General features: G+C 50.5%; 17 protein-coding genes. 5 read left to right on the forward strand and 12 right to left on the reverse strand.

Annotation, left to right across the window (positions count from 1 at the left end; genetic code table 11):
- The first annotated feature begins 37 nt into the window (after positions 1-37).
- Positions 38-427 carry a RidA family protein gene (locus GMA8713_RS15995; RefSeq protein WP_062712097.1) on the forward strand — a complete coding sequence of 130 codons (390 nt, stop codon included), beginning with the start codon at positions 38-40 and terminating at the stop codon, positions 425-427.
- A gap of 86 nt (positions 428-513) precedes the next feature.
- Here GMA8713_RS15995 and idi read toward each other — a convergent pair whose 3' ends face one another.
- The 8 genes from idi to nudF all read right to left on the reverse strand — a co-directional run bounded on the left by idi (position 514) and on the right by nudF (position 8906).
- Complete coding sequence (gene idi, locus GMA8713_RS16000; RefSeq protein ID WP_062712099.1) at positions 514-1050, reverse strand: isopentenyl-diphosphate Delta-isomerase; 537 nt, start codon at positions 1048-1050, stop codon at positions 514-516.
- A 96-nt stretch (positions 1051-1146) separates the two neighbouring features.
- On the reverse strand, positions 1147-1872 hold the full coding sequence (locus GMA8713_RS16005) for a 1-acylglycerol-3-phosphate O-acyltransferase (RefSeq protein ID WP_062712111.1): 726 nt from the start codon (positions 1870-1872) through the stop codon (positions 1147-1149).
- 183 nt (positions 1873-2055) lie between these two features.
- Entirely contained in the window at positions 2056-4350 is a 2295-nt protein-coding gene (gene parC, locus GMA8713_RS16010; protein WP_157515650.1) for a DNA topoisomerase IV subunit A, read from the reverse strand.
- Between the two features lie 28 nt (positions 4351-4378).
- Positions 4379-6271 (reverse strand): DNA topoisomerase IV subunit B, encoded by a 1893-nt coding sequence (parE, locus tag GMA8713_RS16015; RefSeq protein ID WP_062712114.1) that lies wholly within the window; start codon positions 6269-6271, stop codon positions 4379-4381.
- A gap of 97 nt (positions 6272-6368) precedes the next feature.
- Complete coding sequence (gene yqiA / locus GMA8713_RS16020; RefSeq protein WP_062712116.1) at positions 6369-6947, reverse strand: esterase YqiA; 579 nt, start codon at positions 6945-6947, stop codon at positions 6369-6371.
- Between the two features lie 2 nt (positions 6948-6949).
- Positions 6950-7774 (reverse strand): 3',5'-cyclic-AMP phosphodiesterase, encoded by an 825-nt coding sequence (gene cpdA / locus GMA8713_RS16025; RefSeq protein ID WP_062712119.1) that lies wholly within the window; start codon positions 7772-7774, stop codon positions 6950-6952.
- A gap of 45 nt (positions 7775-7819) precedes the next feature.
- Complete coding sequence (locus GMA8713_RS16030) at positions 7820-8245, reverse strand: DUF1249 family protein (RefSeq protein WP_062712122.1); 426 nt, start codon at positions 8243-8245, stop codon at positions 7820-7822.
- A 25-nt stretch (positions 8246-8270) separates the two neighbouring features.
- Complete coding sequence (gene nudF / locus GMA8713_RS16035) at positions 8271-8906, reverse strand: ADP-ribose diphosphatase (protein ID WP_198159529.1); 636 nt, start codon at positions 8904-8906, stop codon at positions 8271-8273.
- Between the two features lie 256 nt (positions 8907-9162).
- Here nudF and tolC point away from each other — a divergent pair, with 256 nt between their 5' ends.
- A complete protein-coding gene (tolC, locus tag GMA8713_RS16040) occupies positions 9163-10482 on the forward strand; it encodes an outer membrane channel protein TolC (RefSeq protein ID WP_062712126.1) in 1320 nt (439 codons plus the stop codon).
- A 71-nt stretch (positions 10483-10553) separates the two neighbouring features.
- Here tolC and hldE read toward each other — a convergent pair whose 3' ends face one another.
- Positions 10554-11990 (reverse strand): bifunctional D-glycero-beta-D-manno-heptose-7-phosphate kinase/D-glycero-beta-D-manno-heptose 1-phosphate adenylyltransferase HldE, encoded by a 1437-nt coding sequence (gene hldE, locus GMA8713_RS16045; RefSeq protein ID WP_062712140.1) that lies wholly within the window; start codon positions 11988-11990, stop codon positions 10554-10556.
- A gap of 192 nt (positions 11991-12182) precedes the next feature.
- On the opposite strand from hldE, the gene lpxL reads away from it, so the two are divergent.
- Positions 12183-13112: an LpxL/LpxP family Kdo(2)-lipid IV(A) lauroyl/palmitoleoyl acyltransferase gene (gene lpxL, locus GMA8713_RS16050; RefSeq protein ID WP_062712143.1), complete on the forward strand. Its 930-nt coding sequence runs from the start codon at positions 12183-12185 to the stop codon at positions 13110-13112.
- 81 nt (positions 13113-13193) lie between these two features.
- On the opposite strand, the gene glnE is transcribed toward lpxL, so the two are convergent.
- Entirely contained in the window at positions 13194-16046 is a 2853-nt protein-coding gene (gene glnE, locus GMA8713_RS16055) for a bifunctional [glutamate--ammonia ligase]-adenylyl-L-tyrosine phosphorylase/[glutamate--ammonia-ligase] adenylyltransferase (RefSeq protein WP_062712146.1), read from the reverse strand.
- Positions 16047-16138: 92 nt separating this feature from the next.
- Positions 16139-17737, reverse strand: a complete 1599-nt coding sequence (locus GMA8713_RS16060; RefSeq protein WP_062712149.1) for a methyl-accepting chemotaxis protein — start codon at positions 17735-17737, stop codon at positions 16139-16141.
- Between the two features lie 151 nt (positions 17738-17888).
- On the opposite strand from GMA8713_RS16060, the gene GMA8713_RS16065 reads away from it, so the two are divergent.
- The gene (locus GMA8713_RS16065; protein ID WP_062712152.1) at positions 17889-18671 is read left to right on the forward strand and encodes a potassium channel family protein; all 783 of its coding nucleotides are present in this window, start codon (positions 17889-17891) and stop codon (positions 18669-18671) included.
- Between the two features lie 33 nt (positions 18672-18704).
- Here GMA8713_RS16065 and GMA8713_RS16070 read toward each other — a convergent pair whose 3' ends face one another.
- Positions 18705-20231: a CYTH and CHAD domain-containing protein gene (locus GMA8713_RS16070; protein WP_062712203.1), complete on the reverse strand. Its 1527-nt coding sequence runs from the start codon at positions 20229-20231 to the stop codon at positions 18705-18707.
- 226 nt (positions 20232-20457) lie between these two features.
- Here GMA8713_RS16070 and GMA8713_RS16075 point away from each other — a divergent pair, with 226 nt between their 5' ends.
- A complete protein-coding gene (locus tag GMA8713_RS16075) occupies positions 20458-21138 on the forward strand; it encodes a TIGR00153 family protein (RefSeq protein ID WP_062712155.1) in 681 nt (226 codons plus the stop codon).
- Positions 21139-21167: the final 29 nt, after the last annotated feature.

The raw sequence follows: 21167 nt of genomic DNA on the forward strand, positions 1-21167 counted from the left end.
CCACCCTACCGAAAAACATTGAATGAAGGATTGGTAAATGACTAAAGTGCTTCACACTGAACACGCTCCAGCAGCAATTGGCCCATACATTCAGGGCGTCGATATGGGTAACATGGTACTGACTTCAGGCCAAATCCCAGTGAACCCTGTCACTGGTGAAGTGTCAGCAGACATCGCGGTTCAAGCACGCCAGTCTCTGGAAAACGTGAAAGCGGTTGTTGAATCTTCTGGCCTGACTGTTAGCGACATCGTTAAGCTGACCGTATTCGTAAAAGATCTGAACGACTTCGGTACTGTTAACGAGGTATACGGCAAATTCTTTGACGAGCACGGTGTAGAACACTACCCAGCACGCTCTTGTGTTGAAGTCGCTCGCCTGCCAAAAGATGTTGGTATCGAAATCGAAGCGATCGCAGTACGCAAATAATCTCTCTCAAGGTCTGATGACTTTGATATCGGACGAGAATGAAAAAAGCGACCACAAGGTCGCTTTTTTATTATCTGGGCATATTGTTAAGCCGCCAACTGCACTTCAATCTTGTCGACAACCTGACGAAACCAGGCCGTAAACTGCTCGGGCTTATCCCCCATCGCAGCACTCATTTCCTGCTGAGACCACCAGCGCCAGTCCATCACTTCATCAGGATTGGGTGCAAGGGAAATATCGTCTACCTGACACACGATGATTTGGTCCAACTCATGCTCAGTCAGATTGTTATCAAGCTCAGCGCGATAGCAAAAAGATTCGCCCATCTCGAAGCTGAGCGGCGCAACAATACCCAGCTCTTCGTTCAGGCGACGCTTAGCAGCCTCTTCAAACGATTCCCCCTGCATTGGGTGCGAGCAACAGGTGTTAGTCCACAACCCACCACTATGGTACTTACCCATCGCTCTTTGCTGGAGCAGGTATTCACGGCCCTGCGGTGTTTCCCGGTAAATCATCACCGAAAAAGCCAGATGCAATAGTCCTTGCTCGTGCGCAGCCAGTTTCTCAGCCAGCCCTGTTGGCTCGCCGCTTTCTGTTACCAGAACAACCTTATCTCTCAGCATACCTGCCTTACTTCTCTTACAAATCAGAGGCTTTTAAAAACACAAAAGGATACGCACCTGCGTATCCTTTTGTTCATTGTTACAGAGTGTAGTCTATTATTTCTTGTTGAGCTCGGCGACTTCCGCGTCCAATTCTGCCAGCTTCGCCGCCATGATGTCATGACACTTCTTCGCCAATTCGCGCACATTGTCTTTGTCATAGCCTTCGATAGAAATCGGATCCATCACTTCCACAATGATGTGTCCGTTATCGCCACGTGAAGCACTCAGGTGCTTGGTTGAGCTACATACGATAGGAACGATAGGAACACCTGCACCGATGGCAGCATGGAACGCACCAGTTTTAAATGGCAGCAGACCACGGCCACGTGAACGCGTACCTTCTGGGAACAGCCATACAGACACGTCTTTGTTTTTGACTTGGTCGACGACCTGACCAATGGTACCCATTGCCTTGCTGCGGTTGTTACGATCAATCAGGATGTTGCCGGTTAGCCAGTAAAGGGTGCCAAAAATAGGAATGTATGCGAGGCTTTTTTTACCCACGGTCACCGCACGTGGACGAACAGCATTAGATACCGTTACCAAATCCCAGTTGCTCTGGTGGTTGGCGATATAAACACAGGTGCCAACATCTTTTGATGCTTCAGACTGGCGCAGGTCAAGCTTGATACCAAACAGAGAAGAAAGCTTGCCGAACATGCGGCCAAAGGTATAAACGTGCTTTGGATTTCTCGGGCTGAACAGGCAGTAACCACAACCGAATACAAGCATGAAAATCGCAAACAACGCGACAGCCAGCAGTCGCAGTATAAAGTACATTCAAATTCTCCTAACACCATTTAGCCGCAAAGAATCAGGCTGTTGGCCTGGGGCGGTCGGGTAAAAATTACAGCGTACACTTGTTCGCTTAAATTGACTGCGACTAGTATACGCATGCGTTAACAAAAATCATCAACCTTCGGTTAACATGACGAAAAAAAGCCCTCCGTAGAGGGCCTTTTCTTATTCAGCTTCCGGAGTATCTGGCGCTGAGATTTCTGCCGACGATGTATCCGGTGTTGCTACTTCAATCGCCGTTACTCGCTGCAAACCTCGTGGCAACATCGAGCCACGTCGGCCGCGCTCACCACGGAAATTATCCATGTCCGTAGGTTTCAGCGACAGTTTGCGCTTACCAGCATGCAGAGTCACGGTTGAGCCTTGCGGAATCACAAACAATTGCGCCAACAACTCTTCACGGGCTTTCGCGCGCGCAGAAGGAATGTTGATGATCTTGTTGCCCTTACCTTTGCCCAGCTCAGGCAACTCTTTCACTGGGAACACCAGCATACGGCCTTCGTTAGTAATAGCGACGATATCGTCATTGTCGATATCAAACACCCGTTGTGGCGGCATCACTTCTGCTGCTTGAGGCAGGCTCAACAGGGCTTTACCACTGCGGTTTTTCGACAGAAGGTCGTCTTGCTTACACACAAAACCATAACCCGCATCTGATGCCATCAACACAAGGTGATCATTCTCGCCCATCATCACATGGCGCACTGTCGTGCCTGCAGTGATATTCAAGCGGCCGGTAATCGGCTCACCCTGACTACGCGCTGAAGGCAAACTGTGCGATTCCAGCGCATAACTTCGACCGTCAGTGCCTATGAACACAGCAGGCTGGTTACTCTTACCGCGCGCAGACGCCAGGTAATTGTCACCAGACTTATAGCTCAACGTGGTCGCATCAACGTCGTGACCTTTCGCATGACGGATCCAACCTTTTTCAGACAGAACCACAGTGATTGGCTCACTCGGGATCAAATCGCGTTCTGTCATCGCTTTTGCTTCAGCACGCTCAATCAAAGGTGAGCGGCGATCGTCACCATACTTCTCAGCATCTGCCAGAATTTCTTTCTTCAGCAGGGTATTCATACGGCGCTCAGAACCCAGCAGCTTTTCCAGTTGCTCGCGCTCTTTGTTCAGCTCGTCCTGCTCGCCACGGATCTTGATCTCTTCCAGTTTTGCCAACTGGCGGAGTTTGATTTCAAGGATCGCTTCGGCTTGCTTCTCGCTGAGGTCAAAACGACTCATCAGCTCTTTTTTCGGCTCATCTTCGGTGCGGATGATCTCAATCACTTCATCAATGTTGAGATACGCAGCCAACAAACCTTCCAAGATGTGCAAACGAGCCAGTACTTTGTCCAGACGGTATTGCAGACGGCGACGCACGGTTTCGCGGCGGTATTCCAGCCACTCAGTCAGGATTCTAACCAGACCCTTCACCTGAGGACGGCCATCAAGACCAATCATGTTCAGGTTAACTCGATAGCTCTTTTCCAGATCCGTTGAAACGAACAGGTGGTTCATCAGTTGATCGCAATCCACACGGTTTGAGCGTGGAACAATCACAATACGGGTCGGGTTTTCATGATCCGACTCATCACGCAGATCGTCGACCATCGGCAATTTCTTCGCGCGCATCTGGTTAGCAATTTGCTCCAGAAGCTTCGCACCGGAAACCTGATGCGGCAGCGCGGTGATTACGATATCGCCGTTATCTTTGTGCCAGCAAGCACGCATCTTGATGGAACCACGACCATCGCGGTAAAGCTTCTTAAGCTCTACCTGCGGTGTAATAACTTCTGCTTCGGTCGGATAATCTGGGCCTTTGACGTACTCAAGCAGGCCATCCAGATCCAGTTTTGGCGTATCAATCAAAGCCACCAGCGCATCGGCCACTTCACGGGCGTTGTGCGGTGGAATGTCAGTCGCCATACCGACAGCAATACCGGTCACGCCGTTCAGCAGGATATGCGGCAGACGAGAAGGCAGCGCTTTTGGCTCCTTCATGGTGCCGTCGAAGTTTGGCTGCCAATCGACAGTGCCTTGCCCTAATTCAGACAGCAGCACTTCCGAGAAGCGTGACAAGCGCGATTCGGTGTAACGCATCGCCGCGAAGGATTTCGGATCGTCAGGCGCCCCCCAGTTCCCCTGACCATCAACCAGCGGGTAACGGTAAGAGAATGGCTGTGCCATCAATACCATGGCTTCGTAACAGGCAGAATCACCGTGCGGGTGATACTTACCCAACACGTCACCGACGGTACGGGCAGATTTCTTGTATTTGGCAGTTGCCGACAAGCCAAGCTCAGACATCGCATAAATAATGCGGCGCTGTACCGGCTTCAGGCCGTCACCGATAAAAGGCAGTGCTCGGTCCATGATGACGTACATCGAATAGTTGAGGTATGCATCCTCAGTAAACTTCCTCAGCGGAAGCTGTTCGACACCATCATAAGTGATATCAGTCATTGAAAACGTCCGATCTTAAAATTCTTGCTTAAACTTCGGTCAGCTCAGCCATGTCGCCTTTATCTTGCAACCAGTGGCGGCGGTCTTCTGCGCGTTTCTTACCCAGCAGCATGTCCATCATGCGATCCGTTTCTTCCTGATCGTCAATGGTCAACTGAACCAGACGGCGGGTATTCGGATCCATGGTGGTTTCGCGAAGCTGCAGTGGGTTCATCTCACCCAGACCTTTAAATCGCTGTACGTCGATTTTGGCGCGCTTTTGGCTCAAACGCTCAAGGATGCCGGCTTTCTCTTCGTCATCCAGCGCGTAATACACTTCTTTGCCGCAGTCGATACGGTAGAGCGGTGGCATTGCCACATACACGTGACCGGCTTTTACCAGTGCCTGAAAGTGCTTCACGAACAGCGCACAAAGCAGTGTGGCGATGTGAAGACCATCCGAGTCTGCATCGGCGAGGATACACACCTTGCCGTAACGCAGGCCGCTTAAATCTTCACTGTCGGGGTCGATACCCAATGCCACAGAAATATCGTGGACTTCCTGAGACGCCAAAACCTGATCGGCTGAAACTTCCCACGTGTTAAGGATCTTACCGCGAAGCGGCATGATGGCTTGGAATTCACGGTCACGGGCTTGCTTGGCAGAACCACCCGCCGAGTCACCCTCGACGAGGAACAGTTCGGTACGCGCCAGATCCTGCATTGAGCAGTCAGTGAGCTTGCCCGGCAGTGCTGGGCCTGACGCCACTTTCTTGCGCACTACCTTCTTCGCCGCGCGCATACGGCGGTGCGCGTTTGCAATACACACTTCCGCCAGTTGCTCCGCCAACTGCGGACGCTCGTTCAGCCACAGACTGAAGGCATCTTTGACAACGCCTGAGACGAAAGCAGCACATTGACGTGATGACAGACGTTCTTTGGTCTGGCCGGCAAACTGCGGATCCTGCATTTTTACAGACAGCACGTAGGCACAGCGATCCCAGATATCATCGGCTGTCAGCTTCACGCCGCGCGGTAACAGATTGCGGAATTCACAGAACTCACGCATCGCATCCAGAAGCCCCTGACGAAGGCCATTCACGTGCGTACCGCCCTGAGCAGTTGGGATCAGGTTAACGTAACTTTCAGCAATCAGTTCGCCACCTTCTGGTAACCAGATAACCGCCCAATCGGCCGCTTCATGTGGCGCGTTGAATTCACCCACAAATGGTTCTGCTGGCAGCAGTTCGTAACCTTTTACGCCTTCTGCCAGATAATCTTTCAAACCACTTTCGTAGCACCACTTAGTGGTCTCATCGGTGTTCTTGTCGGTGAAGACAATTTCCAGACCAGGGCAAAGCACAGCCTTGGCTTTCAGAATGCTTTTCAGACGGGAAACAGAGAATTTCGGTGAGTCGAAGTAGCTGGCATCAGGCCAGAAGTGAACGCGTGTGCCTTTTGCACGGCGACCACAGGTGCCCGTCACTGTCAGTTCCTGTACTTTATCGCCATGCTCGAAGGCGATTTCATACACCTGACCATCACGTTTTACCGAGACTTCGACACGGTTAGACAGGGCGTTTACAACCGAAATCCCCACGCCATGCAAACCTCCGCTGAACTGGTAGTTCTTGTTGGAGAATTTACCACCTGCGTGGAGCTTACAAAGGATCAGTTCGACCCCTGAAACACCTTCTTCCGGGTGGATGTCCACTGGCATACCACGGCCGTCATCAATCACTTCAAGGGACTGGTCCGCATGAAGGATGACTTCCACTTTACGTGCATGTCCCGCCAATGCCTCATCGACACTGTTGTCGATAACTTCTTGACCGAGGTGATTTGGACGGGTCGTGTCTGTATACATGCCGGGACGACGACGCACCGGCTCAAGACCATTGAGAACTTCAATGGATCCCGCGTTATAAACTTGCTCTGTCATAGATGAATGGTTTTCTAAATTTTGTCACATGGTCAGTGATGCCGCGCTAGCTTGTCAAATAATGTCACAGCTAACGAGGTTATTCTGTGAGTTGGGGTCACAGTCCCAGGAATTGAATGATTTCAGCGGGGTATCTGTCGAACCCAACAAAGGCGTGATCGCCACCTGCTTCAACGGTTTGCCTGCATCCCTGGTATTTAGCGACAGCCTCTCGGTAATCAAGCACTTCATCGCCCTCTTGTTGCAGCAGCCAGAGTCTCTCCGGATGGGAAATCGAGGCCACATCCAAGGCTTTCAGCTCATCCATATGATGAGGTTCAAGCAGGTACTCTTCTCCAGTGTAAGGATTTTGCTGTGGCCCCAAGTAGTATGCCAGTAAGTCGTAAGGCTTCACGGCTGGATTCACCAGCGCGGCACGACAACCATACTGGGCGTTTAGCCAAGTCGATAAATAACCACCGAGAGAACTACCAACCAAACCTATATGATAGCCACCTTTATAGGTTTCGATAATATGTTTGAGTTGGTGTGCGGCTTCGGCAGGGTAACAGGCGAGACGGGGAACTTCCAGCTTTATGTCTGGGCGCTGCAGTTCGCACCAAGCCCGCATCTGCTCTGCCTTTGCAGAAAGTGGCGAGCTGTTAAAACCATGGATATAGAGTAGCAACGAGGGCATATTCAATAGCCTGAGGAATTCATATCAGGCTGAAATTCCGTCCCTTTAAGTCGTCCTACATGAGTGATGATAGTGCCGTCCTGATGCAATTCAATCTCACGCCAACCAGGGTTAGTACAGTCCAGCGCAAAGTCATCAGAATCCGGTTTGAATTGGATGCAGGTTGAAGGTGCCGCCATCACACGACGACCTTTGTATTCAGTATCCAATGCCTGATGAATATGGCCACACACTACCCCTTTAACATTGTTGTGCTTTTCAACCACCGTCCAGAAATCTTCCTGATTGTGAAGTTGGTGTTGGTCCAGCCATGCACTGCCAGCGGGGAGTGGATGGTGGTGTAGCAGCACCAGTGTATGACGGTCTTTGTTCGTTGATAGTGCGGTAACAAGCAGGGACAGTTGCTCTTTAGAGAGACGACCGTGCGGTACGCCTTTAACCTGGCTATCTAACACCACCAGTTGCCAATGCTCTCCAACCAACACGCTATCGCAACGTTGCAGCGAGGATTGCGCCAGAATGGATTGCATTTCCTGTTGGTAGTCATGATTGCCAGGTAGCCAGAAGCAAGGCTCTGACCAGTGAGCAATCCCATCGACAAAACGCTGATAGGATTCAGCTGTGTGATCCTGGGAAATATCGCCGGTCGCGATAATGGCATCAAACTCAACATGACTGGCTCGAATCTCGTCGACCACTGCCTGAAAACTCGCAGACGTATTCACCCCAAGTAGACAACCATAGGGGTCAGCAAAAAGATGGGTGTCTGTAATTTGTAACAACCGGACGGTCTGGCTGTGTTGGCTAGGTAGATGGCTTATCCGCAACGTCTTGAAAACCCTGATCGTAAATACGCGCTCATGCACGTCATACTAATAAATTATATTGTGTTTTGTTATACCGTTTTGCAGGCAATGCGCTAACCAGTCTGCAAGAAAAGCATTCACCTGATGCTTTTCATTTCTCTGGTGCATACGCGGGTTCGGGTAATCATATCGCGGTTGGATGCGAGAAATCTGCTGCGTGGTACACACTTCGGCCACACGTGCATCATGATACATACGAACTGTGAGTCTGGGTCGCAAATACTGGGGTACCTCACCACGCTGCCAAATATCGAGCAAGGTGGTGTAACGCGTCGACTCTACGATATCCATCTGGAACTCATGTCCCTGGATTTCGTACACGCAGGAAACCCCCACGTTGTCATCACGCGGCATCAGTCTTAGCAATTTAGCGTAATTAGTCTCGTACATGCGCATCAGCGCATTCAGGTCGACCTTGTATTGCCTCAACATACCTTTATTCTCAATCGCTACTTCATCAACCAATGGAAGTCGACTCGGAGCGGACCCTGTCACGATTCAGTGCCAGCCACTGCAATGCAATAATAGAGGCGGCATTTTCCACTTTTCCGTCTTCTATCCATTGCATCGCGGTATAAAACGGCACCACGTGTACCAAAATATCTTCACCTTCTTCCGGCAAACCATGAACGCCTTCTGCCTCTGATGCGTCCACCAGCCCGAGGTACAGATGGATGCGCTCAGAACACCCGCCAGAGCTCGACAGGTAGTTGGTCATCGGCTCAAGCTTACGGACAGAAAGCCCAGCTTCCTCATCCGCTTCACGCACCGCAACCTCCTCAGGGGATTCATCCTTATCGATGATCCCTGCGACAATCTCAAGCTGCCAGGGAGAATCGCTTGCCACCATTGCTCCGATACGGATTTGCTCAACCATTACAACCTGGTCAGTGACCGGGTCGTAAGGAAGCATTGCAACGGCGTGGCCGCGCTCGAAAAGCTCGCGTTCAATGGCATCACTCCAGCCACCGGCAAAAAGTCGATGACGAAAGCGATATTTCACCATCTTAAAGTAACCATTATAGACAACGTCGTTTGCTTCAATTTTGACGTCGCCTTTCCCAAATTGGGACGGCGCATTTTGCTGTGGCACGGAATATCCCTTTATTCCTGCAAACGGGGAGCAAATGATAAATGGTCGAAATGTGGGGCTGCAATGTCATACCTGTACTTTTTTGGTATGGATTGCAGAATTATTTGAATATCTTTATTGTCCAGATGGTTTTACAATCAATTTTTCTCAAGAAACCATCACATTGTCAGTTTCAAGTAAGCATCCATAGTTTACACTAGGCTCGGACACCTATTGGTAATTGACGAGATAACGATAAGTTCAGGGACTACCTATTATGAAAAAATTGCTCCCCCTTTTTATCGGGGTTGCGCTGGGCACTGCCGCTCCCCTGGCAAGCGCTGACGATTTGATTCAGGTTTACGAGCAGGCAAAACAAAGCGACCCACAACTTCTACAAGCAGCTGCAACCAAAGACGCTGCCTTTGCTGCCGTCGATACCAACCGCGGCACGCTGCTGCCACAGATTAATCTTAATGCAGGCTACAACCTTACCCGCTTCAGCACGAATGGTCCCGGCGTATCTGACACCAACGTTTTATCAGCAGGTGTTGATCTAAGCCAAGAGCTTTTCGAGCAGAATAGCTGGATTAACCTTGATATCGCCGAAATCACTGCCCGTCAGGCAGATGCTGTTTATGCGGCGGAGCAACAAGGACTGATCCTTCGTGTTTCCCAGGCTTATTTCAACGTGCTTCGTGCCATTGATGATCTGATTTTCGTCCGCGCAGAAAAAGCGGCGGTTGGTCGCCAATTGGAGCAAACCAAACAGCGCTTTGAAGTCGGCCTATCTGCGATCACCGACGTGCATGACGCACAAGCGCAGTTTGACTCAGTACTGGCGCAAGAAATTCTTTCAGAAAACCAGGTTTCCAACAGCTACGAAGAGCTGCGTGAGATAACAGGTACCCGCCACGCTGACCTTTACGTGCTTAACACCAAAACCTTCTCTGCAACCCGCCCAGGGCAAGCCGCAGATGAGCTGGTGAAACAAGCTGAAGAAGGCAATCTGAGCCTGCTGGCACAGCGTATTTCACGCGACGCAGCAAAAGAGCGTATTAGTCTGGCTGAGTCAGGTCACCTGCCATCACTAACTCTGAATGCGGGATATGGTTACGCAGACACAGACAACAAAACAACGGGTACTAGTGGCGACAATAACCAGTTCACTGCTGGCATTAACCTGAATATGCCGCTTTACACGGGTGGTACTATTAGTGCAGGCGTGAAAGAAGCTCAGTTCAACTATGTTGCCGCGTCTGAACGCCTTGAAGGCACTTACCGTTCAACGGTGAAAGATGTGCGTGCGTTTTATAACAACATCAATGCCAGCATCGGCGCACTGCGTGCCTATGAGCAAACTGTGGTTTCACAACGCTCAGCGTTGGAAGCGACAGAAGCTGGCTTTGAAGTCGGTACCCGAACCATCGTTGACGTGCTGGATGCAACCCGTCGTCTGTACGATGCAAACCGCAATCTGTCAGATGCACGCTACGACTACATCCTAAGCGTACTGCAACTGCGTCAAGCGGTAGGTACTTTGAGCGAGCAAGATCTGGTTGATATCAACAATGGTCTTCTGCCACCGAAGAAGTAATTTTCGGTATGCATAAAAAAGGCGCCTTAGGCGCCTTTTTTTGTCTCTATCTCGGTCTGTCACAAAAGCCATTAGGCCTTGTTGTGACCACCCAGAATTGAGTTAATTATCTCTGTGGTTGAACAGCCATCTTCAAAGTTCAGTACGCGAACTTCACCACCAGCCTCAATCACTTCTTTACCGCCTGCGATATCTTCAGGCTTGTAGTCACCACCTTTTACCAGAAGGCTCGGTAGCACTTCACTGATCAGACGTTGTGGTGTTTCCTCGCCGAATGGCACAACCCAATCCACTGCCCCCAAACCTGCCAATACGGCCATGCGACGATCGGTAGGGTTTACAGGACGACCCGGACCTTTTAGCCCACGTACAGATTCATCAGTGTTCACAGCGACAATCAGGCGGTCGCCTAGTTTCGCGGCTTCATTCAGGTAAGCGACGTGTCCTGCGTGCAGAATGTCGAAACAACCGTTGGTCATCACCACTTTCTCGCCACGTGATTGCGCCATCTGAACAGCGGCTTTCAGCTGTTCTTCAGTCACAACGCCATAGCCAGAATGATGGCTGCCATGCACGGCTTCTGTCAGTTCAATGGTAGACAGAGTGGATGTACCCAGCTTACCAACCACAACCCCCGCCGCTGCATTTGCCAACGCACAAGCATCTTCAATTGGCTTGCCTGCAGCCAGAGAAGCCGCCAGTACCGAAATTACGGTATCGCCTGCACCTGTCACGTCGTACACTTCTTTTGCCAATGTTGGCAGGTTCAGTGGTTCGTGGCCTTTACGCAGTAAGGTCATGCCGTTTTCACTGCGGGTAACCAGCAGAGCTTCGAAATCAAATTTTTCGATAAGCGATAGACCACGCTCAACAATGTCCTCTTCAGTACGGCAAGTACCTGCTACGGCTTCAAACTCACTCATGTTTGGCGTCAGCAGTGTCGCACCGCGGTAGCGTTCAAAGTCAGCGCCTTTCGGGTCAACCAGTGTTGCTACACCTGCTCGGCGAGCCAGCTGGATCATTGGCTGAACATTTTCTAATGCGCCTTTGGCGTAATCAGACAGGATCATTGCCTTCGCTTTTGGCAACGCCGCTTCGATACGAGCCAAGATCGGCTGAACATCTACATCTTGGAATCCTTCTTCGAAGTCCAAGCGGATTAGCTGTTGGTTACGGCTCATTACACGCAATTTGGTGATGGTTGGATAATCTGCCAGACCAACAAAATCACATTCCACTTTCAACGAGCTAAGAGTGTTGTTCAACACTTGCGCCTGCTCATCCTGGCCCACCAAACCAATCAGTTGTGCCTTGCCACCCAGCGCTGCGATATTCATCGCCACGTTGGCAGCACCGCCTGGACGCTCTTCAGTCTGGTTGATTTTTACAACCGGTACCGGAGCTTCCGGAGAGATACGTCCCGTAGGGCCATACCAATAGCGGTCAAGCATTACGTCTCCAACAACCAGAACGTCTGCTTGCTGATAATCAGGCAAAGTCAGTTTCATTGTTTTCTCCAGGGAAAAAGGAACGTCGGCGATATTACCATAAACACTGCACTGCAACAGCCATGCGAGCAATAACTCAACCCTTCAATGTCTGCAGTAAGATAGCTTGTTGACGAACTCTGACTATTTCAAAAGTTTCGGTATACAATGACGACCATATTTTCTCGCTTGATTCAGGAAACACGCATCGCTATGAGCAACCATTCTGACGCTCCGACTTTCCAATGGTCCTTACTACATCCTAAGTATTGGCATACCTGGATTGGTGTCGGATTGATGTTCCTGATCAGTTGGATGCCTTATCGCCTGCAACGTTTCCTGGGCCGTAAACTTGGCTTGCTGATCATGAAGTTCTTCAAAAGCCGTAAGAAGATTGCATCAAGAAATCTTGAGCTTTGTTTTCCTGAGATGACAGGTGGTGAACGCGAGGCATTACTGAAAGAAAACTTCCAACACATGGGGCTCGCTTTTTTTGAAACCTGTATGGCATGGTTCTGGCCTGCTTGGCGTATCAAGAAACACATGAAGTACGAGGGCTTTGAACAAATCGAGGATTTTAAAGCGAACAAAGAAGGTGTACTGATCATCGCGGTGCACTCTTTCAACCTTGAGTTGGGGGCACGTGCTTTTGGGGTTCACTCTCCAGGTTATGGTGTTTACCGACCCAACACCAACCCTGTTTATGATTGGTTTCAATACCGAGGCCGTACTCGCGAAAACAAGTGTATTGATCGTCGCGATGTAAAACAGATGATCAAACGTCTGCGTCAAGGCGGGCTAGTTTGGTATGCACCAGACCATGACTACGGCCGCCACCGCTACGCATGGGCACCACTGTTTGCGGTAGAAAAAGCCTGTACTACGACAGGAACACACTTACTGGCATCTGCCAGTAAGTGTAAGGTTGCTACTTTCACCATCACACGCGACCGCGAAGGTACCGGCTACACCATGAGACTGGATCCGCCAATGGATGCTTTCCCATACGATGACGCAGATGCTTCTGCGGTTTATACCAATAAGTTTGTGGAGCGCTCTATCATGCGTGCGCCTGAGCAATATATGTGGCTACACCGCAGATTTAAGAGCCGCCCTGAAGGCGAACCCTCGCTATATGACTAAGGAATCAAATAGCTTGGTCCTTCGCACAATAAAAAAGCGGCACCGAATCAGTAGCCGCCTTTTCATTTTCTAGGGTCTGTTTTACACAGGCTCCATCCACTCTTCCCAAGCCGCTTTCACCGCGTCACGCTCTACTGTGAAGGCGTTGTCATCCACTTCCACAGAAGCATCAAGCAGATTCAGACGATGGATTTCATCGCGCATCACGACATAAGCATCTCGTAAAGTCAGTGCCTGCGGCGTGCTGAGAATGCCTGCTTGTGCCATATCTTCGAGGATGCGGACGTTATCACTCCATCGGGTCAATGCAGGTTCGTCATTAGCATTCGCCAGCACGAAGAATTGAGTCATAAACTCAATATCTGTAATCCCACCTGGGTCTTGCTTGATGTGGAATTTGCCCTTTTCTTTACTTCCAAGATGGTCACGCATTTTATGGCGCATCTCGACCACTTCCTTGCGAAGGGCATCTATGTCACGCGCTTTAGTCAGCACACGCTTCCGCAAATCCGCAAAACCCTTGGTCAGGAGTGCATCACCATAAATCAGCCGGGTGCGCACCAGCGCCTGATGCTCCCATGTCCAGGCTTCTTCGTTCTGATATTCTTCGAACGAATCCAGTGTCGTCACCAGCATCCCTGATGCACCCGAGGGACGAAGGCGGGTATCAATTTCATACAACACACCGGACGCGGTGCGGGTAGAAAATAGATGGACGATACGCTGCGCCAGTCGCAGATAGAACTGACGGCTGTCTATCTCTTTCGGGCCGTCTGTGTAGGTGTTATCCGGGCAATCGTGCACAAACACCACATCCAGGTCTGAGTTATAACCCAGCTCAATCCCCCCGACCTTGCCATAGCCGATCACCGCAAAGCCACGACCATCGCGGCCAGACAGGTGAGACGGCTGTCCGTACTTTTCAGTCATCTGATACCAGGCTTGATTCACCACCGCTTCCACGATGGCTTCAGAAAGATAGGTCAAGTGATCGCTCACCTTCATCACTGGCAACACATCAGCAATGTCAGCCGCAGCGATACGGAGCAACTGGGTTTGCTTGAATTGGCGAATGTTTTCCATTTGCTGTTCCATATCCTCTTCCGGAATACGGGCGAGAAAATCAAACAGCTCGTTGCGGTATTGGTCGAGTGGCGTTGGATTGTAAAGGTGTTGCAGATCCAGAAGCTCATCCAGAAGGATCGGGTAATTTGCCAGTTGCTCTGCCACCATTGGGCTCGCGCTACAAAGGCGGACTAACTGGCTAATCGACCCATGGTGCTCATCGAGAAGTTCCAGATACGTTGTCCGTGTAGCGATTCGAACAAGCAATTTGAGCACCCGCTCAAGCACAGCCATAGCATCTTTACGGCACACAATGTGGCTAAGCATCAATGGCATGAGTCGGTTCACCACTTCACGGCCACGAGGGCCTAAAGTGCGTTTAGCCAACTCTTCTTTGAATCGCAGCAGCGCTTTGGCCTGATCTTCGGCGCTTTGCGCCTGCATGTCAGTCAGGATCTTCTCCACCAAATCCGGATCGCGGGCAGCATCCCAGATCTCACTGAACTCAGCGCCGATCTTCTCTTCTTCGTTTTCCTCTTCGTCGCCAATCAGGTTATCGAAGATGTCGTGTACACCCTGCATATGGAAAGCAATTTTCTCACGCAGCGCGTCCCACTCCGTTTCACCCATGGCCACGGCAAGGCGCAACCTGTCACGATCGTTATCTGGCAAGGTTTGGGTTTGCTTATCGCCAATGGCTTGCAGCAAGTTCTCCACCCGGCGCAGGTAGCGGTATGATGCTTCGAGCGTGTCAGCTTCCTTCTCCGGCAGCAGCTCCAATTCGCGAATAGCCTTCAAGGTGATGAAAAGACCTCGTTTACGCAAAATCGGATCGCGACCGCCTCGGATAAGCTGGAAAGACTGGACGATAAACTCGATTTCACGAATACCACCCGCCCCCAGTTTGATGTTGTCTGTCAGGCCACGGCGACGCACTTCACTGCGGATCATCGCTTTCATACGACGTAGAGACTGGATCGCACTGAAATCGATATATCGGCGGAATACGAAGGGACGCAGCATCTGACGGAGAGTCTGGTAACAGGCAAACTGCTCTTTCCCCATCACCCGCGCTTTGATCATCGCGTAACGTTCCCAGTCACGCCCCTGCTCCTGATAGTAATCTTCAAGCGCTGCGAAACTCATGACCAGTGGGCCACTATCGCCAAACGGGCGAAGGCGCATATCGACGCGGTAACAGAAGCCATCATAGGTTTGCTGATCCAACGCTTTGATCAAACGCTGACCGAGACGGGTGAAGAACTGAGCATTGGCAATGCTGCGGCGCGCACCTTGCGTTTCGCCGTTCTCGGGGTATGTGAAGATAAGGTCGATATCAGAAGAAAAATTCAGCTCGCCACCACCCAGCTTGCCCATGCCGAGGATCAACATTGGTTGCGCGTTTCCTTCTGCATCACATGGCGTTCCCCACTCATTGCAGCAGAAACGGTAAAGCCAGCTATAGGCTTCCATGATCATGGCTTCTGCCAGTTTAGAGAGATGGGAGAGACCATCATCAAGGGAAATGATGTCGTTAAAGTCATGCCACGCCAGCCAAACCATTTCGCGCCGACGGAAGCGACGAAGCTCACGCAACAGGCCATTTTCATCCTGCTGACCATCGAGATGCTCTTTCAGAAGCTTGCGGTATTGCGCAATACGAAGACCAGAGCCGAGATTATCCTTCAGCCAAGGAAGCAGGTTTTCGTCATGAAGCACCGATTCCTTGATGAAATCACTGAGTGCCAATGTGCGGGAAAGGGTATCCCTGTCAGCACCTTGCCATTGTTCGAAGTTCTCGGGCTGCTTTTCAGCCAAGGTGTCGATAGCGCGGTTTGCGCAAGCTTCCAGTTCCGTAGGGAGCGGCATCGGTATTCTTTCCTTTGACCTTTCTAGTTATCCTTAAAATATCATAAAAAAAGCCCACACAATCGGTGGGCTTCCTCATTCCTAAACGGAAATCAAATCGCAAACTCTTTGATTTTCAAATCCAGCTGTTCTGCATTGCCCTGCATACTTTCCGAGGTTTCCGCCAATTCAGTCACCACAGTGACCGATGCTTCCACCAGCTCACGGACATTGGTCAGGTTTTGGTTCATCTCATCAGCTACTGAGGCTTGCTGCTCTGCCGCTGTAGCGATATGAAAGTTCATGTCGTTGATTTGGCAGATTTGATCCACGATCAGGGTCAATTCTTCACCTGCTTTGCTCACAGACTCTACGCTTTCCACCGCTTCCACCACGCTTTGCTCCATCAGGCCAACCGCTTGCTGCGCGGAGGATTGAAGCTGGGTGATCATATCCTGAATTTCTACGGTGGCTTTTTGGGTGTTCTGTGCCAAGTTACGCACCTCATCTGCTACTACAGCAAAACCCCGGCCCGCTTCACCGGCACGCGCAGCCTCAATCGCTGCATTAAGTGCCAACAGATTAGTTTGCTCAGAAATCCCCTGAATCGTCACCACCACAGAGCTGATCTTCTCAACGCGCTCTTCCACCTGATTCACCACGCTCGCAGACTCGCGGATATCATCAGACAGCTTATTAATGGTCGAAATGGTATTGCTGACGTATTGCTGGCCGTTCGCCACCTGACCGCGGGAGGCTTCCGTCGCCTGGGAAGCTGCACGGGCGTGTCCCGCCACGTCTTGTACTGTCGAAGTCATTTCGCTCATTGCCGACGCCAACTGGTCAATTTCACCGAACTGCTCTTTGGCAGACTCTCGGGTTTCATCCATGCTGATGCTCATCACTTCAGCCATTGAAGACAGTTCCTCAGAAGAGCTACGTTGGTTTTTGATTACGCCCGACAGTTGAATACGGCTTTTTTCCAGCTCACGCGCCAACTCGCCGAACTCATCTTTGCAGTCCATCACCACTGGCACACTCAGATTCTTCTGAGCCATGTTACGCATACCGTCAATCAGGCAATTTATCTGGCGAAGCATCAGGTTAGAGCCGCCCAGTAGGATGATCATAAAGGCAACAATCATAAGCGCGGTTTGCCATGCCATCTGCATCAGGTAAGCGTTATAGTATTGCTCAGCTGCAGAGTCTGGCTGGGAAGAGATAGACAGCCAATCTGTGTTTCCTACCGGCACGGCAATGCCATGACGGCCTTCGTTGGCTAGGTGGTAAGTAAATTCGCCTTGAGTATTTCGAATCACTTCTGTCAGCATGCGGCCATTTTCAAGTGGCAGGTTCAAACCATCAAAATTACGGATGCTTGGGTGCGCCAGGACTTCACCGGTTTTACGGTTGGTGAAGTAGATGTACTGGTTAATTCCGCTGGTCGCATTTTCACTGCTCACCACACGCTGAAGCAGCGCGGCTCCGTTTTCTTCTTTCAGAAGCTCTTTTGCCATTTCAGCGCTTCGCAATGCCAGACTATGGCTCTGTGCCTCGGTCACTTCACTGACAGAGTCACGGAACGTATTGGCGTCCCACAGCTGTTTTGTCACCAATAGCAAGGTACTGAAAACCATTAAAAGAATGAGTTTGGGAACCAGTTTGATGTTGGCAACGGCCTTTTCCCAAGGCCTAAATATCATCTGTGACATTCTCGATGACTCCTTGATAGTTGCATCGCCTAAACTGCGATACAGTAGAGAGAAAGCAAGCGGAATAGGGTTAGGTATCTGTCGAGAGTAAACTTCGGTAGAAATGCTGAGCCCTAAAGAACTAACGGCAGCACAGGTTGTTTATTGAGTGATGAGCGAGACTGAAACGAAAGACTTAGATCTGAATCCGATGGGATTGTTGAGTCTGTTACTTTCCTTTGTCTCACTTTGTGTAGTCACTACCATTTTATTGCTGCCTAAAAGCGACCCTCTTTATACCTTATTGCTAGGCATCGATACGCTGATTTGTCTGATATTTTTGCTACAAATCGCCCTGAATCTTCTCAAAAGTGATAATAAAGTCACTTATTTAAAAACGCATTGGATAGATATCCTCGCCAGCATCCCTGTGGTTGAAGCATTACGTTTCGCCCGCATTTTTCAGATCTTCCGAGTCATCCGCCTTATTCAGCAAAGCCAGTCGCTGCTCACCTACATGAGCGAAAACCGAAACGAAACCACCATGGCGACCATTCTGCTGTTACTAACGGTTTTGGTTTCAACTGGTTCTGCCGCAGTCTTTGCACTCGAAAGCCCTTCAGACGAGGCCAACATCACAAGCCTGACTGATGCTATTTGGTGGGTGTTTGTCACCATTTCCACCGTGGGTTATGGCGATTACTACCCTGTGACGCCGGCAGGACGCGCTGTCGCGGTAATAGTGATCATGTGTGGTGTCGGTATTTTTGGTGCCATTACCGGCCTTGTGACTTCCTATGTCACCAAGCCAGAGAAGAAAGCGCAGGAAAGAGAAGAACGCCGCCGCGAAGCGCTGGAACTGATTCTCACGCAGCAAACCGAAATATTGGAACGTATTACGGCAATTGAAGCCAAGCTGGAGAACAAACCACCTCCGCAGCAAGCAAAAAAATAGCGCCGTCAGGCGCTATTTTTCGATATTCAGAATTTAGATATCCCAGTAGGGATCCAGCGTTAGGCCAATCTGACGCGATTGCATCATGGCATGCAGCAAAGATTCTTCTTTGCGGCTCAGCCATTTCTCGATTTGCGCGCGATCTTCTTCTTCCAAATCTTCATCATCTGCCAGCTTTCTCACTGGCTCAAGCAGTTGAAAATCCTCAATACCCTGCAACAAATCCAGCCAAGGAAGGCGGAAGGTTTCACGTTCTTCACTGTCATAAAGGGCAGCAACACAACATCCTGACATCAGGTTCCGAGTCAGGCGCGGCTGTTGATCCAGATATGCAAATCGATCAAGCTCATTCCCTTCCGCAAAAACAGTCAACAGTTCATCCCAGGACTGCGCCAGTGAACGATTCGCAAACTGACGGATAGGTTCACCCAATTTCTCGCGAGCTTTGTCATCAAGGAAAGGTTGCCAACCACGGGTGAGGATCCAGCGGCTCAAATCAAGTAGCAGGTTGCAATAACGGCTTGAGTGAAGGAGTTCCAGCACTTCAGCACGCTCTGGCAATTCATCATATCGGTCAGAGAGCTTTGCCATCAGTGGCTTTTGCGCATTCAGTTTACGCAGGAAGTGACCTTTATCGTCAAGCAGGCGCTCAATGGCACGGCCTTCATAAACCCAATCCAGCTCCCCTTCCAGCCATTGCAGCTCCTGACGAAGCAGCGCACTGGCGCGACGCGGAATCAAACCACCATAAAGCACCAAAGCCTGACGGATCAGCGACACCGCATTACACATCTCGAAGATGGCTTCCTGCTCTGGGCGCTCCACATAGACCTGCTCGTGGTAGTGCCAATGATCGAGCGCATGCTCGAGTGCTTTCACAAACGACTGATCTACCGACATCTGGCCGTTAACACCAACCATGGTCAGCGGTTTCACCGGATCGCCTTCATAGCCAGTCGCCAGGCGATATCCGCGCGCTGCTTTACTCAGGTTGCCCAAACGCAGTCCACCGTTTTCTGCCAGCTCTCGCGCCAGCACAAACAAGGCATCCGTCTGACCAGACTTCAGCTCAAGCTCAACTTCGCAAATCGGGTCGTAACCGCCGTCCTCAGTCGTGACTTCGCCGCTGTCATAAGCCAGCTCCACTTGACTACCGTCAGGCATCGCAAGCAGCCACTGCTGGCGCTCAAAATCTGTAGAGAACAAAGGATTCAGGTTGGCACTGAGTGCTTCGATGTCTAAGCCTTCTGGCCAAGCATCAGCAGGGATCAGTGAGAGATCAGGAACCGGAGAGTCCAGTTCTGCATTGTATTCCGGACGCTGGTGAAGTCCTGCAACAACGCGGCCTGCGGTTTTCAGTGTTTGCACGAACACATCGTCATACCGTCTGACACGAAGCCCTATATCATGGCTTCGTAGCAGGTAATCCGGGGTGTCGTAGTAGATATTACCGAGGTCTCGCTGGCGTTGCTGCAATACCTTTAAATCAGTAATTTTGTCCCGAATTTGGCGTGAAAAATCGCTTGAGACAAAAAACTTTAACTCTATCTCAGTTTCCATAAAGGTACCCATAACCAATAGCAGAACAAGGATATGGGTAATCGCCTAAGCGAGCAAGAGACTTTCATTGATCTGAAACGGTATCAATACAAATGTGATTACGATAACATTCGCCGCCTAAATAACCATCGCGTCACCAAAAAGCCAGACTCCTGAAATATTCAGATGGTTTTAGGTGTAATATTTAGCCTGATCCTTTGGACAGGTCTTTTAGGTAGATACGGCTATGCCTGTAAATACAATTGTTGGGCTGTTCGCAAAGAGCCCTCTAAAACCTTTGCAACGCCACGTGAGCCGCGTAAACGACTGCTGCTCGCTGTTAGTCCCTTTCTTCGAAGCCTGTGAGAAGGGCGATTGGGAACGTGCAGAGCAACTGCGCCATGAGATTTCCACGATTGAGAAAGAAGCTGATGCACTCAAGCGTGAAATCCGCCTCAAATTGCCTCGCGGTCTGTTCCTTCCGGTAGACCGCACTGACATGCTCGACCTGCTTATCCAACAGGACAAGCTTGCAAACCTCGCCAAAGATATTGCCGGCCGCGTGATTGGTCGACAACTCCAAGTCCCTTCCTTGCTCTACCCCGACTTCGTTGCTTACGTACAACGCTGTCTGGATGCTGCCGAACAGGCACGTCGCGTTATCAGTGAATTGGATGAACTGCTGGAAACTGGCTTTAAGGGACGTGAAGTCACTCTGGTCGAAGAAATGATCCACCAGTTGGATACCATTGAGGGCGATACTGACTCAATGCAAATCAAGCTTCGCCAGCAATTGATGTCAATCGAGAGTGAATACAACCCGGTTGATGTGATGTTCCTTTACAAGATTCTTGAATGGGTCGGCGCTATCGCTGATCAGGCACAACGTGTTGGCTCGCGTCTTGAGCTGATGCTGTCGCGCTCGTAACGCGCCATTCATCTAAGAGATAACAAGGT

It is taken from the genome of Grimontia marina, from assembly GCF_900060185.1.
Lineage (GTDB): Bacteria > Pseudomonadota > Gammaproteobacteria > Enterobacterales > Vibrionaceae > Enterovibrio > Enterovibrio marinus.

Bases quoted from the DNA above. Each gene is read 5' to 3' on its own strand.
- GMA8713_RS16065 (WP_062712152.1), top strand. From the start codon at position 17,889: ATGAGCGAGACTGAAACGAAAGACTTAGATCTGAATCCGATGGGATTG.
- GMA8713_RS16075 (WP_062712155.1), top strand. From the start codon at position 20,458: ATGCCTGTAAATACAATTGTTGGGCTGTTCGCAAAGAGCCCTCTAAAA.
- GMA8713_RS16005 (WP_062712111.1), bottom strand. From the start codon at position 1,872: ATGTACTTTATACTGCGACTGCTGGCTGTCGCGTTGTTTGCGATTTTC.
- yqiA (WP_062712116.1), bottom strand. From the start codon at position 6,947: ATGCCCTCGTTGCTACTCTATATCCATGGTTTTAACAGCTCGCCACTT.
- GMA8713_RS15995 (WP_062712097.1), top strand. From the start codon at position 38: ATGACTAAAGTGCTTCACACTGAACACGCTCCAGCAGCAATTGGCCCA.
- parE (WP_062712114.1), bottom strand. From the start codon at position 6,271: ATGACAGAGCAAGTTTATAACGCGGGATCCATTGAAGTTCTCAATGGT.
- idi (WP_062712099.1), bottom strand. From the start codon at position 1,050: ATGCTGAGAGATAAGGTTGTTCTGGTAACAGAAAGCGGCGAGCCAACA.
- hldE (WP_062712140.1), bottom strand. From the start codon at position 11,990: ATGAAACTGACTTTGCCTGATTATCAGCAAGCAGACGTTCTGGTTGTT.
- glnE (WP_062712146.1), bottom strand. From the start codon at position 16,046: ATGCCGCTCCCTACGGAACTGGAAGCTTGCGCAAACCGCGCTATCGAC.
- lpxL (WP_062712143.1), top strand. From the start codon at position 12,183: ATGAGCAACCATTCTGACGCTCCGACTTTCCAATGGTCCTTACTACAT.
- GMA8713_RS16030 (WP_062712122.1), bottom strand. From the start codon at position 8,245: ATGTTGAGGCAATACAAGGTCGACCTGAATGCGCTGATGCGCATGTAC.
- tolC (WP_062712126.1), top strand. From the start codon at position 9,163: ATGAAAAAATTGCTCCCCCTTTTTATCGGGGTTGCGCTGGGCACTGCC.
- parC (WP_157515650.1), bottom strand. From the start codon at position 4,350: ATGACTGATATCACTTATGATGGTGTCGAACAGCTTCCGCTGAGGAAG.
- GMA8713_RS16060 (WP_062712149.1), bottom strand. From the start codon at position 17,737: ATGTCACAGATGATATTTAGGCCTTGGGAAAAGGCCGTTGCCAACATC.
- GMA8713_RS16070 (WP_062712203.1), bottom strand. From the start codon at position 20,231: ATGGAAACTGAGATAGAGTTAAAGTTTTTTGTCTCAAGCGATTTTTCA.